The organism is Stenotrophomonas sp. YJH_SMC_120, from assembly GCF_059368675.1.
The window spans coordinates 1-14,318 of sequence record NZ_JCAFRY010000003.1; the positions used below are offsets into that span (position 1 = coordinate 1).

Here is a 14,318-nt window from a genome sequence, read left to right on the forward strand (position 1 = left end):
ACCCGATCCCATCCCGAACTCGGAAGTGAAACGCAGCTGCGCCGATGGTAGTGTGGCTCAAGCCATGCGAGAGTAGGTCATCGCCAGGGTTTACACCCAAAACCCCGCTGCTCACGCAGCGGGGTTTTTCTTTGTGCGCAGTAAATGCGGGTAGTGCCGGCCGCTGGCCGGCACCCGATGGCATTACATCACCCGGTAGATCCACGCCATGCGTGGATGCCCTCTGCGAGGAGCCAAGGCGCCAACCAAGGTTGGCCGCTACCAACAGCAGGCCCGCACAGCAATCGATTGCCGGGCAGCAGCCGGCAACTTTGTGCGCGGTAAACACCGGGTAGTGCCGGCCGCTGGCCGGCAACCCGATGGCATTACATCGCCCGGTAGATCCACGCCATGCGTGGATACCCCCTGCGACGAGCAGCGGTGCCAACCAAGGTTGGCCGCTACCAACAGCAGGCCCACACAGCAATCGGTTGCCGGCCAGCGGCCGGCACTACCAGGGGCAGGTCACGCATAAAAAGACGGCGCCCTGCGGGCGCCGTCCTGATCAAACTCGAATGGAAGGTCCGGATCAGGCGACCCGCGAGACCTCGAGCGGTTCCTGCTGGCGGAATACCGAGACTGCTTCGGTCAATGTGCCGGCCTGGTTCTGCAGCTCGCGTGCGGCAGCGGTGGCTTCTTCCACCAGCGCCGCATTCTGCTGCGTGGCCTGATCCATCTGCACCACTGTCTGGTTGATCTGCTCGATACCGATCGACTGCTCCTGCGACGCCGCGGATATCTCGCGCATCAGGTGGCTGACATCCTCCACGCCGCCGACGATTCCCTGCATGCGCTGGCCGGCATCGGCCACCAGCTGGGCACCTTCGCCCACCTGCCGGCCCGCTTCGTCGATCAGCTTCTTGATCTCCTGTGCGGCCGCCGCCGAACGCTGCGCCAGCACGCGCACCTCGCTGGCCACCACGGCAAAGCCTCGGCCCTGCTCGCCGGCGCGTGCCGCCTCCACCGCTGCGTTCAAGGCCAGGATATTGGTCTGGAAGGCAATGCCGTCGATGACGCCGGTGATGTCGCCGATCCGCTTCGAGGCACCTTCGATGGCCTGCATGGTATCCACCACCCGCTGCATGGCCGTGTTGCCGTCACTGGCAGCGTTCTGCGTGGAGGCCGCCAACGCACTGGCCTCACGCGCATGGGCGGCGTTCTGGCGCACGGTGGCGGTCAGTTCCTCCATCGATGCTGCGGTCTCCTGCAGGTGCGCGGCCTGGCGCTCGCTGCGCTCGGACAATGCGCCGTTGCCGGCCGCAATCTCGCTGGCGGCGGTACTGATCGACGCCGCACATTCCTGGATGCGGCCGACCATGCGTGCCAACTGCCCGGCCGTGGCATTGGCATCGCGTTGGATGGCAGCGAAGGCGCCGTGATACTCGCCGTGCATGCGCCGATCCAGATCGCCGTTGGCCAGTGCCGAGAGCATCTGCCGCACTTCGTTGACGGTGCTGCCGAGCGTATCGAGCAGCTGGTTGATGCCACCGGTCAGGCCATCGAGGAAGCTGGCGCCTTCAGTGGCCTGCAGGCGCTGGTCGAGGTCACCGGCCGCTGCCGCTGCGACGATGCCGGCCACGGCATTCTCCAGCGCGAGCTCATGGGTGCGGTCATGCCATTCCACGGCGAAGCCCAGGCGCACGCCCTGCGCGTCGAACACCGGTGTGACCACCTGCGCGAAGTGCACCGGGCCGATCTGCACCTTGCCGTTGTGCGCTACCTGCAGGCCGTTGAGGATCGCGCGGATGCGGTCCGGGTTGGCGTGGAAACGATGGATGCTGCTGCCGACCAGGCGCTCGGCGTCGAAATCGGGGAAGGCCTGTCGCAACGTCGCCTGCTGGTTGCGCAGCAGTGCCACCACCGAGCGGTTCACGTAGCGGATCACATGGTCGTTGTCGGCGATCATCATCGCGGTGCGCGAGGCATCGAGGGCCTGGCGGATCTGCGCGTTCTCGGCATGTGACGCGGCTTCGCGCCCACGCTGGGCCTGCACGTGGCGTGCAGTGTCGGCCAGGGCATGGGCCAGTGAACCCGGCGCATAGGCGCCGGTATCGGCATGCGCGCCAAGATCGGCACCGGTGGCGATATCGCGTGCGAGCGCGGCAAGCCGACGCGGGCCGTGGCCGAGGGCCTCGGTCTGCTGCCGAAGGCGCAGTGCGACCTGGCCGAGGAACAGGGTCAGGCCCGCGAGCATGCCGGCCTGCAGCAGCGTCGGCCACAGCGCGGCACCGCCCTGTAGCGGTGCCAGCAGGGCGAGGGTACCGACGCCACCGGCCAGCCACACCGGAAGGCGATCGCGATGGCCCAGCAGCACGCCCAGCAGCAGGGCAATCGGCAATGCCGGTGACAGGCTGATGATCGCGCACAACACAGCCAGCTGCAGCGACAACAGCAACGCCAGACCGTTGCGGGCGACGGCCCGGCCCGCCTGGGCCCCGCCCAACCACGCGGCTGGCAGCACGGCGACGGCCGCCAACGCGGCAGCCTGCACCTGCGGGCCGCGCAGGGCCAGCGCCAGGCCAGCCAAGGCCAGTACCGCGCTGCCGATCAGCAGGCGGCGGTCAGCGCGGTGCGCGAGCTGCTGCAGGTGCGGCAGACGGGCGGTATCGGGGGGACGGGAGGATGCAACGGACATCGGCGACTCCTGGATCAGCAGACGACAACGGCCACGCCGCGGCGCACGCAGGAGTGCGTGACCAGGGCGCGAGCCGGGAATTCGGGGAATGCGACGCGATCAGCGACGCGGAGACGGGACACCGCGGCCACATCCTGTGGGTGACGGTGCAATGGAGCAGGCATGCGGACTTCCTTGCAGAACCAGACACACGCCGCAGGCCCGACCGGACCTGCGTGCTGCGGACGCAGGGGACCGCAACTGATGTATCGGCCGCAGACGCGCAGAGTGAAGCGCGCGGATACCTTTGCTCAGCCCGCGTTGTCGTTGCTGAAGAAGCGCAGGATCACGCCTGCGATCTGTTTTGGATCTTCCATGTGCAGGTGATGGTTGCCGGGAAACACCGCCAACCGCCCATCGCGCAGGTGCTGCAGGCGATCGCTGCGCATCGGCTCGGGGTAGTAGGACTGCGCTGGCGTGGCATAGATCACCTGCGTCGGGCAGGCGATGGCCTGCAGCAGGTTGTCGATCTGGCCTTCGCTGAGACGGATCGCAGTGGGCAGCATCAGGCGCGGATCGCTGCACCAGCGGTAGCCACCCTCGACCGGTTCCACGCCGCGCTCGACCAGCAGCCGTGCACAGTGCTCGCTGAGCTGGTTGGTCATCATCCGTGCGCGGATCGGCGCGGCGAGGTCGGGGAACACGCGCAGCTGCTTGCGTGCCAGCGCCCGCGTCGCGTTCACGTGTTCGCGCAGGCGATGCGCGGTGTCCTCTTCGGGGCCACGCAGGCCACCGAGTGCTTCGATCGCCACCAGGCGCTCGACGCGGTCACTGACCGAGGCGGTGAGGCTGGCGATGCCGGCGCCCATCGAATGGCCGAGCAGGTTGAAGCGGTCCCAGCCCAGTGCATCGGCGACGTCAAGCACGTGGCAGATCGCGGCGGCCGTGGTGTAGCTGGCACCGGCCGGCAGATGTGCACTGTGGCCATGACCGGGCAGGTCGATGGCAACCAGCTGCAGCGACGACAGGTGCGGCGCCAGCGGCACGAAGCTGGCCGCGTTGTCGAGCCAGCCGTGCAGGGCCAGCACGCGCGGGCCATCGCCGTGGTTGCGCAGGCCGGCGACGCGCGCGCCACCGACCTCCAGTTCAAACGGTTGCAGACTCATGCCAGCGAGGCCACGGCCAGCCGCGCAAGCGCGCGTGCGTGCTCCGGTTCGGCGTTGAGGCAGGGGATGTAGCGCATCGTCGCGCCGCGCTCGGCCAGTGTTTCGGTGAAGCCCATGGCGACCTCTTCCAGCGTCTCCAGGCAATCGGTGGCGAAGCCGGGGCACACCACGTCGATCTGCTTCACGCCGGATTCGGCCAGCGCCCACAGGCTGGGCTCGGCATATGGCTGCAGCCAGCGCTCGCGGCCGAAACGCGACTGGTAACCCATCTGCCACTCGTCCCTGCCCAGTTCCAGCGCCTTGGCGATGGCCTGTGCGCTGGCCTCGCAGCGCTGCGGATACGGATCGCCGGCATCGGCCAGGCGCTGCGGGATGCCATGGAAGGAGAACATCAGTGTCTGGCCGCGACCGTGCTGTTCCCAGTAGCGGCGGATCGAGCCGGCCACGGCCTCGACCCAGCCCGGATCGACCGAATAGTCGCGCACCAGGCTGACGGTCACGCCAGGATTGCGGCGCCGCCAGGCATCGACGCGGTCTTCAACCGAGGCAGTGGTGGTGGTGGAGTACTGCGGATACAGCGGCAGCACCACGATGCGGCGCGCACCGTCGGCTGCCAGGCGGTCGAGCTCGCTGGCCAGCGCCGGTTCGCCGTAACGCATCGCATGGCGCACTGTCAGGGTCGGCAACAGGGCCTGCATCGCCTGCGCCAGCTGGCGCGTATGCACCATCAGCGGTGAGCCGTCGGGCAGCCAGACCTGGGCGTACTTGGCCGCCGAACGACTGCTGCGCAGGGGCAGGATCAGTCCGCGCAGCAGCGGCTGCCACAGCAGTGGCGGGATCGCGACCACGCGGCGGTCGGACAGGAATTCAGCCAGGTAACGGCGTACGGCGGGGGCCGTCGGCGTCTCGGGCGTGCCTAGGTTGACCGCCAGCACGGCGGTATCGGGTGCGTCGAGCATGGGCGGTATTGTCGCCGATCCGGTGTCGCGCCGGGATGCAGGGTTCGGATTGCAGGCATAGCGCGCATCAATGTGAGCAGGGAACGCTCATTGGGGATTCATGACAACGCTACTAATTTCAGTCACTTGCTATATCTTCCTATGGACTGACTTCTGGAGCCTGCCATGCGTCGCCCGATCCAAGCCCTGCTGATCGCCGCCAGCCTGCTGTCCAGCCAGGCCATGGCCGGGCCGCAGGAAGACCAGCGTGCGCGCAATGCCGTGCGCGTGCTGGCTGAAATCCAGGAAATCCCTGAACAGGGCATTCCGGATAAATTGCTGGACGAAGGCCGCGCGGTCATCGTCATTCCCGACACGATCAAGGCCGGTCTGGTCATTGGCGGCCGTCGTGGCCACGGCCTGATGTCGGTGCGCATGCCCAACGGCGCCTGGTCCAACCCGGTGTTCGTGAAGCTCACCGGCGGCAGCATCGGCTTCCAGGCCGGCGTGCAGTCCTCCGATGTGGTGCTGGTGTTCCGCAACGACCGCAGCTTGGACAACCTGGTCAACGGCAAGTTCACGCTGGGTGCCGACGCTGGCGTCGCCGCCGGTCCGGTGGGCCGCAACGCCGCCGCGGCCACCGACGGCCAGCTGAAGGCCGAGATCTGGTCCTGGTCGCGCGCCCGCGGCCTGTTTGCCGGCGTCGCGCTGGATGGCGCGGTGCTGCAGATCGACGATGCCGCCAATCTGGACGCCTACGGCAGCAACACCACGCCGCGGATGATCTTCGAAGGCCGCGCCGCCGGTTCGCCGTCGATGGATGTGGTCGCCTTCCGCGATCGCCTGGAAGAGGCCACCTACGCGGCGCGCAACAACCGCAGCGGCAACGGCGGCAGCGCGCCGCGCCCGGCTGCCGCCCCGGCAGCTGCCCCGGCGCCTGTTCAGGCAGCACCGGCTGCGCCGGCTGAGGCCACCACCGCGCCGCTGCAGAACGTGCCGCAGACCCCGCCGCCGCAGCAGCAGGGCTTCCAGCCGGTGAATGACGGCGAGATCCGTACGGAAACGCTGGGCGGAAACTGACTTTCGTCACGCGCGCCGGCTGACAGCCGGTGCGCTATGCTCGACAGCCTGATCACTAACGTAACGAGCGTCTTTATGGGCAGTTTCAGCATCTGGCATTGGTTGGTCGTGCTGGCCATCGTCCTGCTGGTTTTCGGCACCAAGCGCCTGACCAGCGGCGCCAAGGACCTCGGTTCGGCGGTCAAGGAATTCAAGAAGGGCATGCGCGACGAGGACAAGCCGAACGCGCAGCTGGGCGATGAGTCGCGCAGCCAGGACGCCTCGCGCACCGCGCAGGACGAGCACGACCGTAACGCTCGCTGATCCGGAGCGGTTGCGGTGTTCGATATCGGCTTCAGCGAACTGCTGGTGATTGCAGTGGTCGCCCTGGTGGTGCTCGGTCCCGAGCGCCTGCCCAAGGCGGCCCGCTTCGCCGGCCTGTGGGTGCGTCGCGCCCGCAATCAATGGGATTCGGTGAAACAGGAACTGGAGCGCGAACTGCAGGCCGAGGACATCAAGCGGCAAATGCAGGACGTGCGCCAGGGCATGCAGGACGCCGAGAACCAGCTGCGCGCCAGCGGTGAAGCGATCCGTCGCGAAGCCCAGCAGGCGCAGCAGCAGGGCGATGACCTGGTGCAGCAAGTCCGTGCACCGGCGCCCGCGGATCTGCCGCCGCACATGAGCGCCGCGCCCGATGCCGTTGAACCAGCGCAGGACGGTGGTGCCGCCGAGCCGGTTTCGGCCGCGCCCGCTGAAGCTGGTACGCCGCCGCCGGCGCAGAGCCCGGAGCGCCAGCCATGAGTGAACAGGATTTCGGCGAGAGCTCGCTGGTAGAACACCTGGTGGAACTGCGCGGCCGGCTGGTGCGCGCATTGCTGGGCCTGGGCGTGGTGCTGCTGGCGCTGCTGCCGTTCACCCAGAAGCTCTACAACGCGCTGGCCGAACCGCTGGTTTCGCAGCTGCCGAACGGGCAGACGATGATCGCCACCAACCCGGCCGGTGCCTTCTTCGCACCGCTGAAGCTGACCTTCTTCGTCGCGTTGTTCGTGGCGGTACCGTGGCTGCTGTACCAGCTGTGGGCGTTCGTCGCGCCCGGTCTGTATGCACGCGAGAAGCGCCTGGCGGTGCCGCTGCTGGTGTCATCGGTGCTGCTGTTCTACACCGGTTGCGCCTTTGCGTATTTCCTGGTGCTGCCGGCGGTGTTCCACTTCCTCACCACCTTCAGCCCGGACGTGATCGCAATCACACCGGATGCGAATGCCTATCTGGACTTCGTGCTGGCGATCTTCTTCGCCTTTGGTGGCAGTTTCGAACTGCCGGTGGCGATGGTGATCCTGGTGCTGCTGGGCTGGGTGACGCCGCAGCAGTTCAAGGAAGGCCGCGGCTACGCGATCGTCGGCATCTTCGTGCTGGCGGCGGTGCTGACCCCGCCGGACGTGGTGTCGCAGCTGATGCTGGCGATTCCGATGTGCCTGCTGTACGAGCTGGGCATCCACGCCGCGCGCTGGCTGGTGCCGTCGTCGGTAGTGAAGAAGCCCGCCGCCTGAAAGACAAAAAGGGGACGGAGGGGATTAAGTCGTTAAAGGCAAAAACGACTTAATCCCCTCCGTCCCCTTTTCTATCCACGCATGGCGTGGATCTACCTGCGTTCTGGTCAGGCGTGGAACACGTCGCTGGAGGTCGGCGTGGTCGGGATCGGCGGCGCCGCGCGGCTGCCGCGGTGCACGAACATCTGCTTCCACGCGGCGTAGACCGCGCCGACATACAGCGGCATCAGCACCGTGGTCAGTACCAGCTGGGCGATGAAGGCGGCGGCCAGCGGGCCGCCGATCAGCATCGCGATCTGGATCACGATCACGAACAGGATGTACATGCAGAACGCGGCGATCAGGCCGAGTGCGGCGAACACGATCATCGCGCCGATGTTCTCGATGCAGCCCTGCAGGCTCAGGCGCAACGCGTGCATGCCGCTCTGCTTGTCGAACACCACCAGCGCCGGCTGGGTGAACATCGCCAGCGACAGCGCGACCGCACTCAGGAACACCAGCAGCATCCACAGCGCGATGCGCTTGGCCGGCAGGTTGGCAACCAGCGCGGCGGCATCGTCCGGCTTGATCTGCTGGCCACTGCGGCTGATCTCTTCCATCTTGGTCATGACCTCGCTGAAGGCGGTGAAGCCCTCGCGGCCGATCATCAGGAACAGCAGCGCGCCCAGCAGCAGCACCGCCAGCACCTGGATCGCCAGCGGCACCAGCAGGTGGCTGACGCGGTGGTCGCGGATCGGCTGCAGCAGGTGCGAGGCCAGGCCCGGGCGGCCTTCATCGATCTCGCCCACGGCATACAGCATGCCGCCGAACATGATCGGTGAAATGGCCAGCGTCATAAGCTGCACGGCCATGCCGGCGGCGCCGGGAATCAGCGTCGACAACAAGGTGACCACCCAGCTCACTAGCAGCCAGGTCAGGCCGATCCGGGCCAGCTGCAGCGGCGCACGCCGGTACAGGGAGAACGTATCCAGCAACCACTGGGCGCCCGCCGAAGCCGGCAGCTTGCGAATCTCTTTCATGGACATCCGGGAAGGACAGGAGGGGGCCGGGCGGCTGCCCGTGCCGCCGATTATCCCTGTTTTGCCACCGGCTGGGCTGAAGACAGCCGTGCCTGGCGGACGAAGCGCCGCAACAGCTGGCGGGCCAGCGGCGCGGCGCTGACCGCGCGCTCGATGCTGCGGGCGCAGCCGCCGTGGCGGCCGATGCAGTCGGCGCGGGCACGCACGTAGCCACGCATGTGGTGGGTGGCGAACTCCGGATGGAACTGCACGCCCCAGGCCTGGCGGCCCCAGCGGAAGGCATGGCAGCCATCCAGCGGTGAACGGGCCAGCACCTCGGCACCATCGGGCGCGCGCAGCACGGTCTGCAGATGGGTGGCATGGGCGGCAAAGTGCTGCGGCAGGCCCTGGAACAGCGGGTCCTGCGCGGCCTGCGGCTGCAGTTCCAGTTCGATCGTGCCGGACTCGCGGCCGGCCGGGTTGTAGGCCACCTCGCCACCCAGCGCATGTGCCAGCAGCTGGTGGCCGTAGCAGATGCCGAATACCGGCAGGTCGTCGTGGGCGGTCTGGCGCAGCCACGCGGCGCTGCGCTCGCTCCAGTCGGCATGGTCGGTGACGAAGGCGGCCGAGCCGGTCACCAGCACGCCGGCGAAGGCATGAGGGTCGGGCAGGGCGCCACCGTGCTCGACATCGACCACCACCGTCTCGTGTTCTTCCAGCCCGGCGGCGACGCGGATCCAGTGCGGAAAGCGCCCGTAGCGGCGCAATGACGGCACCGGTCGGCCGGTTTCAAGGATCAGGAACGGGGCTGGGTTCATCCGGGGGCGGCAGCACTGACAGGACTTCCTCGATTGTAGTCAGCCCCTGCGCCACCTTTTCAAGCCCGGCCTGGCGCAGGGTTCGCAGCCCTTCAGCCCGCGCGGCACGGGTGAAACCGGCCAGGTCCATGTCGGCGCGGATCTGCCCGCGCAGCCGCGAACCCAATGGCAGCAACTCATACAGGCCGATGCGGCCGAGGAATCCGGTGCGCCGGCATTCCAGGCAACCGACCGGCCGACAGGGCGTGGCGGCATCTGGATATGCAGCATGGCTATCAGCCAGCACCGCCCAATCGGCCGCGCCGAGGCTGTGCGGCTGCTTGCAGTGCGGGCACAGCGTGCGCACCAGGCGCTGGGCGAGGATGCCGTTGAGGGTGCTGGCCAGCAGGTAATGCGGCACGCCCAGGTCGAGCAGGCGGGTGACCGCCGAGGGCGCGTCGTTGGTATGCAGGGTGGACAGCACCAGGTGGCCGGTCAGCGAGGCCTGCACCGCCATCTGTGCGGTCTCCAGGTCGCGGATCTCGCCGATCATGATGATGTCCGGGTCCTGCCGCAGCAGGGTGCGCACGCCGCTGGCGAAGTCCAGGTCGATGTTGGCCTGCACCTGCATCTGGTTGAACTCGGGCGCGATCATCTCGATCGGATCCTCCACCGTGCACACGTTCACGTCCGGCGTGGCCAGCCGCTTCAGCGTGGAATACAGGGTGGTGGTCTTGCCCGAGCCGGTCGGGCCGGTGACCAGCACGATGCCGTGCGGGCGCTCGACCAGCGCATTCCAGCCGGCGGCCTCCTGCGGGCTGAAACCGAGCTGGTCGATGCTCTTGAACGCGGCATCCGGGTCGAAGATGCGCATCACGCACTTCTCGCCGAAGGCGGTGGGCATGGTCGACAGGCGCATCTCGACCTCGCGGCCACCCGGCGAGCGGGTCTTGATGCGGCCATCCTGCGGGCGCCGGCGCTCGGCCAGGTCCATGCGGCCCAGCACCTTGATGCGGCTGACCACGGCGGTCATCACCGCTGGCGGTATTTCGAACACCTTGTGCAGCACGCCGTCGATGCGGAAGCGCATGCGCCCCATCTCGCGGCGCGGCTCCAGGTGGATGTCCGAGGCGCGCTGTTCGTAGGCGTACTGCAGCAGCCAGTCGACGATGTGCACGATGTGCTGGTCGTCGGCATTGACGTCGCCGGTGCGGCCCAGCTCCACCAGCTGCTCGAAGCTGGGCAAGGTGGTGCTGGCCTCGCCGCGCACATCGCCACGGGCGCCGCGCACCGAGCGGGTCACCCCGTAGAACTCCATGGTGTAGCGGTGCAGGTCCAGCGGGTTGACCACCGCCAGCTCGATGCGGCGGCGGGTCAGGTGCTGCAGGTCACGACGCCATTCCTGCACCAGCGGCTCGCTGGTGGCTACCAGCACGCGCTCGGCATCCACCGCCAGTGGCAGGAAGCGATGGCGGCGGGCGTAGGCATGCGACACCAGCGCGGTCACCGCAGCGACGTCCACCCGGGTCGGGTCGATGCGCAGGTAACGGCTGCCGGTGCGCTGCGCCAGCCACTCGGTCAGGCGTTCCAGGGTCAGTTCGCCGCCGCCGGTGGCGGCCAGCTTGAGGTTGGACAGCAGTACCAGCGGATGCACTTCACTGGCGTTGCGCGCGCCCTGTGCGGAAAACCGCATGCGCTCGCGGTCATGCTCGGCCACCAGCCCATCGGCGGTCAGGGCCGAGGCAATCTGCTCGAAATGCAGCCGTCCCCAGGGCAGTGGGACGCCGTCCGCCTCGCCGGGCGTGCCTGCCGGCAGCCGATGTTCCATCTGCCTGCTCCTCCCGGGTACGGAATGCCCCGCAGGTCGGCCGTTATACTAGCGCACCCCCTTGCCGGCCAAGACTCGTACGCATGTCCGCGACCCCGACCGTTCCGATCACCTTCCAGGGCCTGATCCAGACCCTGAACCAGTTCTGGGCCCAGCAGGGCTGCGTGCTCATCCAGCCGCTCGACCTGGAGGTGGGCGCCGGTACCTTCCACCCGGCCACCTTCCTGCGTGCGATCGGTCCGGAAGGCTGGAATGCGGCCTACGTGCAGCCGTCGCGGCGCCCGACCGATGGCCGTTACGGTGAGAACCCGAACCGCCTGCAGCGCTACTACCAGTACCAGGTGGCGATGAAGCCGGCGCCGGACAACATCCAGCAGCTGTACCTGGATTCGCTGAAGGCACTGGGCATCGATCCGCTGGTGCACGACCTGCGCTTCGTCGAGGACAACTGGGAATCGCCGACGCTGGGCGCGTGGGGCCTGGGCTGGGAAGTCTGGCTCAACGGCATGGAAGTGACCCAGTTCACCTACTTCCAGCAGGCCGGTGGCCTGGAATGCCGCCCGGTGCTGGGCGAGATCACCTACGGTCTCGAACGCCTGTGCATGTACCTGCAGAACTGCGACAACGTCTACGACCTGGTCTGGACCTACGGTCCGGACGGCCAGCCGGTGACCTACGGTGACGTCTACCACCAGAACGAGGTGGAGCAGAGCACCTACAACTTCGAATACGCCGACGTGGAAGAAATGTTCCACCGTTTCGACGCCTGCGAGCGTGAGGCGCAGAAGCTGGTGGAAGTGAACCTGCCGCTGCCGGCCTACGAGCAGGTGATGAAGGCCAGCCACACCTTCAACCTGCTGGATGCGCGCCGTGCGATCAGCGTGACCGAGCGCCAGCGCTACATCCTGCGCGTGCGCGCGCTGGCCCAGGCGGTGGCCAGGGCGTACTACGAGCAGCGCGAGAAGCTGGGCTTCCCGGGCGCGAAGAAGGCCTGACGGTCCTCCCGCACCGACCCGCTTTTCATCAACTACCCGGGGCGCCGGACGCGTTGCGCGCTGCGCCCCCACCACAGGATCGAACCGATGAGCCAACTGTCCCCCCTGCTGATCGAACTGGGCACCGAGGAACTGCCGGTCAAGGCGCTGCCGGGCCTGGCCCAGGCGTTCTTCGACGGTGTCGTCGAAGGCCTGCGCAAGCGCGGCGTCGCGCTGGAACTGGACGATGCGCGCCCGCTGTCGACCCCGCGCCGACTGGCCGTGCTGCTGCCGGGCGTCGGCCTGGAACAGCCGGAGCAGCACAGCGAAGTGCTGGGCCCGTACCTGAACATCGCGCTGGACGCCGAAGGCCAGCCGACCAAGGCGTTGCAGGGCTTCGCCGCCAAGGCCGGGATCGACTGGACCGCGCTGGAGAAGACCACCGACAACAAGGGTGAGCGCTTCGTGCACCGCGCGGTGACCCCGGGCGCGAGCACCGCCAGCCTGCTGCCGGAGATCCTGCACGAGGCGATCGCGGCGATGCCGATTCCCAAGCCGATGCGCTGGGGCGACCACGCCTGGGGCTTCGCGCGCCCGGTGCACTGGCTGGTGCTGCTGCACGGCGCCAACGTGGTCGAGGCCGAACTGTTCGGCCTGCAGGCCGGCCGCGTCAGCCGTGGCCATCGCTTCCACCATGACCAGGCGGTGTCGCTGGCGCAGCCGCAGGACTACGTTGAAGCGCTGCGCGCCGCGTTCGTGCTGGTCGACCCGAGCGAGCGCCGCGCGCGCATCGTCGCCGAGGTCGAGGCCGCTGCGGCCAAGGCCGGTGGCAGCGCCCGCATCACCGACGACAACCTGGAGCAGGTGGTGAACCTGGTCGAATGGCCGTCGGCGGTGCTGTGCAGCTTCGAGCCCGCGTTCCTGGCGGTGCCGCAGGAAGCGCTGATCGAGACGATGGAGATCAACCAGAAGTTCTTCCCGGTGCTGGATGCCGCAGGCACGCTGACCGAGAAGTTCATCGGCATCGCCAACATCGAATCGAAGAACGTGGCCGAAGTGGCCAAGGGCTACGAGCGGGTGATCCGTCCGCGTTTCGCCGATGCCAAGTTCTTCTTCGACGAGGACCTGAAGCAGGGCCTGGTGTCGATGGGTGAGGGGCTGAAGACGGTGACCTACCAGGCCAAGCTGGGCAGCGTGGCCGACAAGGTGGCGCGCGTGGCTGCATTGGCCGAAGTGATCGCACCCCAGGTTGGCGCCGATGCCGCGCAGGCCAGGCGGGCTGCCGAACTGGCCAAGAACGACCTGCAGTCGCGGATGGTCAACGAGTTCCCGGAGCTGCAGGGCATCGCCGGCCGCCACTACGCCGTGGCCGGTGGCGAATCGGCCGAGGTGGCGCTGGCCATCGACGAGGCCTACCAGCCGCGCTTCGGTGGTGATGACATCGCGCTGTCGCCGCTGGGCAAGGTGCTGGCCATTGCCGAGCGCGTCGACACGCTGGCCGGTGGCTTCGCCGCAGGCCTGAAGCCGACCGGCAACAAGGACCCGTTCGCCCTGCGCCGCAACGCGCTGGGCCTGGCCCGCACGATCATCGAAAGCGGCTTCGAGCTGGACCTGCGCGCGCTGCTGGCCAGCGCCAACGCCGGCCTGGCCGCACGCAACGTGCAGGCCGACGTTGGCGAGCTGTACGACTTTATCCTCGACCGCCTGAAGGGTTACTACGGCGACAAGAACGTGCCAGCCACGCACTTCAATGCGGTGGCCGAACTGAAGCCTGTCTCGCTGTATGACTTCGACCGCCGCCTGGACGCGATCGGCACCTTCGCCGCGCTGCCGGAAGCCGAGGCGCTGGCTGCGGCCAACAAGCGCATCCGCAACATCCTCCGCAAGGCTGAAGGCGACATTCCGGCCCAGATCGACCCGGCGCTGCTGCAGGAAGACGCCGAGCGCGCGCTGGCTGAAGCGGTCACCGCGGCCATCGACGACACCGGCGCCAGCCTGCATCAGAAGGATTACGTGGCGGTGCTGGCGCGCCTGGCTCGCCTGCGCCCGCAGGTCGACGCGTTCTTCGATGGCGTGATGGTCAATGCGGAAGATCCGGCGCTGCGTGGCAACCGCCTGGCGCTGCTGACGATGCTGGGCGAGCGCCTGGGCAAGGTGGCAGCGATCGAGCATCTGTCGAGCTGATGCCCGTATCGGTAGTGCCGGCCGCTGGCCGGCATTGCCACCGCGCATCGCATCGACCTGTGGATTGCCGGCCAGCGGCCGGCACTACCGGAACACTGTCGGCGGATGTCCATCGGGATCATTGCCGGCATCGCGCAGGATGCCGGCATCCTCGCCTGCGATCACGAGGATCGC

General features: G+C 67.9%; 12 protein-coding genes and 1 rRNA gene. 7 read left to right on the forward strand and 6 right to left on the reverse strand.

What is annotated here, in order from left to right:
- Window positions 1-89: ribosomal RNA gene (gene rrf / locus AC5P60_RS06080) — 5S ribosomal RNA — on the forward strand; the annotation flags it as partial.
- Window positions 90-568: 479 nt separating this feature from the next.
- On the opposite strand, the gene AC5P60_RS06085 is transcribed toward rrf, so the two are convergent.
- The 3 genes from AC5P60_RS06085 to hemH all read right to left on the reverse strand — a co-directional run bounded on the left by AC5P60_RS06085 (window position 569) and on the right by hemH (window position 4,778).
- Window positions 569-2,674: a methyl-accepting chemotaxis protein gene (locus AC5P60_RS06085; protein WP_184014061.1), complete on the reverse strand. Its 2,106-nt coding sequence runs from the start codon at window positions 2,672-2,674 to the stop codon at window positions 569-571.
- Window positions 2,675-2,964: 290 nt separating this feature from the next.
- Window positions 2,965-3,819: an alpha/beta fold hydrolase gene (locus AC5P60_RS06090; RefSeq protein ID WP_033835365.1), complete on the reverse strand. Its 855-nt coding sequence runs from the start codon at window positions 3,817-3,819 to the stop codon at window positions 2,965-2,967.
- On the reverse strand, window positions 3,816-4,778 hold the full coding sequence (hemH, locus tag AC5P60_RS06095; RefSeq protein ID WP_111188159.1) for a ferrochelatase: 963 nt from the start codon (window positions 4,776-4,778) through the stop codon (window positions 3,816-3,818). The genes AC5P60_RS06090 and hemH overlap by 4 nt, the downstream gene beginning before the upstream one ends.
- Window positions 4,779-4,943: 165 nt before the next feature.
- Here hemH and AC5P60_RS06100 point away from each other — a divergent pair, with 165 nt between their 5' ends.
- The 4 genes from AC5P60_RS06100 (at window position 4,944) to tatC (ending at window position 7,363) form a co-directional block, all read left to right on the forward strand.
- Window positions 4,944-5,837 (forward strand): lipid-binding SYLF domain-containing protein, encoded by an 894-nt coding sequence (locus tag AC5P60_RS06100; RefSeq protein WP_005411678.1) that lies wholly within the window; start codon window positions 4,944-4,946, stop codon window positions 5,835-5,837.
- Window positions 5,838-5,912: 75 nt separating this feature from the next.
- Window positions 5,913-6,140, forward strand: a complete 228-nt coding sequence (gene tatA, locus AC5P60_RS06105; protein ID WP_005420453.1) for a Sec-independent protein translocase subunit TatA — start codon at window positions 5,913-5,915, stop codon at window positions 6,138-6,140.
- Between the two features lie 15 nt (window positions 6,141-6,155).
- Window positions 6,156-6,617 carry a Sec-independent protein translocase protein TatB gene (gene tatB / locus AC5P60_RS06110; RefSeq protein ID WP_049403615.1) on the forward strand — a complete coding sequence of 154 codons (462 nt, stop codon included), beginning with the start codon at window positions 6,156-6,158 and terminating at the stop codon, window positions 6,615-6,617.
- Window positions 6,614-7,363, forward strand: coding sequence for a twin-arginine translocase subunit TatC (gene tatC, locus AC5P60_RS06115; RefSeq protein ID WP_005411675.1), 750 nt, complete (start codon window positions 6,614-6,616; stop codon window positions 7,361-7,363). Before tatB ends, tatC begins: the two co-directional genes overlap by 4 nt.
- A 107-nt stretch (window positions 7,364-7,470) precedes the next feature.
- On the opposite strand, the gene AC5P60_RS06120 is transcribed toward tatC, so the two are convergent.
- From AC5P60_RS06120 to AC5P60_RS06130, 3 genes are read right to left on the reverse strand one after another with little or no spacing between them, the layout of a single operon-like run.
- The gene (locus tag AC5P60_RS06120) at window positions 7,471-8,382 is read right to left on the reverse strand and encodes a BPSS1780 family membrane protein (protein WP_005411674.1); all 912 of its coding nucleotides are present in this window, start codon (window positions 8,380-8,382) and stop codon (window positions 7,471-7,473) included.
- Window positions 8,383-8,432: 50 nt separating this feature from the next.
- Window positions 8,433-9,179 (reverse strand): glutamine amidotransferase, encoded by a 747-nt coding sequence (locus tag AC5P60_RS06125; RefSeq protein WP_012481650.1) that lies wholly within the window; start codon window positions 9,177-9,179, stop codon window positions 8,433-8,435.
- Window positions 9,151-10,986 carry a GspE/PulE family protein gene (locus AC5P60_RS06130; RefSeq protein ID WP_483693430.1) on the reverse strand — a complete coding sequence of 612 codons (1,836 nt, stop codon included), beginning with the start codon at window positions 10,984-10,986 and terminating at the stop codon, window positions 9,151-9,153. The genes AC5P60_RS06125 and AC5P60_RS06130 overlap by 29 nt, the downstream gene beginning before the upstream one ends.
- Window positions 10,987-11,069: 83 nt before the next feature.
- Here AC5P60_RS06130 and glyQ point away from each other — a divergent pair, with 83 nt between their 5' ends.
- Entirely contained in the window at window positions 11,070-11,981 is a 912-nt protein-coding gene (gene glyQ, locus AC5P60_RS06135) for a glycine--tRNA ligase subunit alpha (RefSeq protein WP_033835361.1), read from the forward strand.
- Window positions 11,982-12,068: 87 nt separating this feature from the next.
- Window positions 12,069-14,144: a glycine--tRNA ligase subunit beta gene (gene glyS / locus AC5P60_RS06140; RefSeq protein ID WP_483693429.1), complete on the forward strand. Its 2,076-nt coding sequence runs from the start codon at window positions 12,069-12,071 to the stop codon at window positions 14,142-14,144.
- Window positions 14,145-14,318: the final 174 nt, after the last annotated feature.

Bases quoted from the DNA above. Each gene is read 5' to 3' on its own strand.
- AC5P60_RS06090 (WP_033835365.1), bottom strand. From the start codon at position 3,819: ATGAGTCTGCAACCGTTTGAACTGGAGGTCGGTGGCGCGCGCGTCGCC.
- tatA (WP_005420453.1), top strand. From the start codon at position 5,913: ATGGGCAGTTTCAGCATCTGGCATTGGTTGGTCGTGCTGGCCATCGTC.
- AC5P60_RS06125 (WP_012481650.1), bottom strand. From the start codon at position 9,179: ATGAACCCAGCCCCGTTCCTGATCCTTGAAACCGGCCGACCGGTGCCG.
- AC5P60_RS06120 (WP_005411674.1), bottom strand. From the start codon at position 8,382: ATGAAAGAGATTCGCAAGCTGCCGGCTTCGGCGGGCGCCCAGTGGTTG.
- glyS (WP_483693429.1), top strand. From the start codon at position 12,069: ATGAGCCAACTGTCCCCCCTGCTGATCGAACTGGGCACCGAGGAACTG.
- AC5P60_RS06100 (WP_005411678.1), top strand. From the start codon at position 4,944: ATGCGTCGCCCGATCCAAGCCCTGCTGATCGCCGCCAGCCTGCTGTCC.
- glyQ (WP_033835361.1), top strand. From the start codon at position 11,070: ATGTCCGCGACCCCGACCGTTCCGATCACCTTCCAGGGCCTGATCCAG.
- tatC (WP_005411675.1), top strand. From the start codon at position 6,614: ATGAGTGAACAGGATTTCGGCGAGAGCTCGCTGGTAGAACACCTGGTG.
- hemH (WP_111188159.1), bottom strand. From the start codon at position 4,778: ATGCTCGACGCACCCGATACCGCCGTGCTGGCGGTCAACCTAGGCACG.
- AC5P60_RS06085 (WP_184014061.1), bottom strand. From the start codon at position 2,674: ATGTCCGTTGCATCCTCCCGTCCCCCCGATACCGCCCGTCTGCCGCAC.
- AC5P60_RS06130 (WP_483693430.1), bottom strand. From the start codon at position 10,986: ATGGAACATCGGCTGCCGGCAGGCACGCCCGGCGAGGCGGACGGCGTC.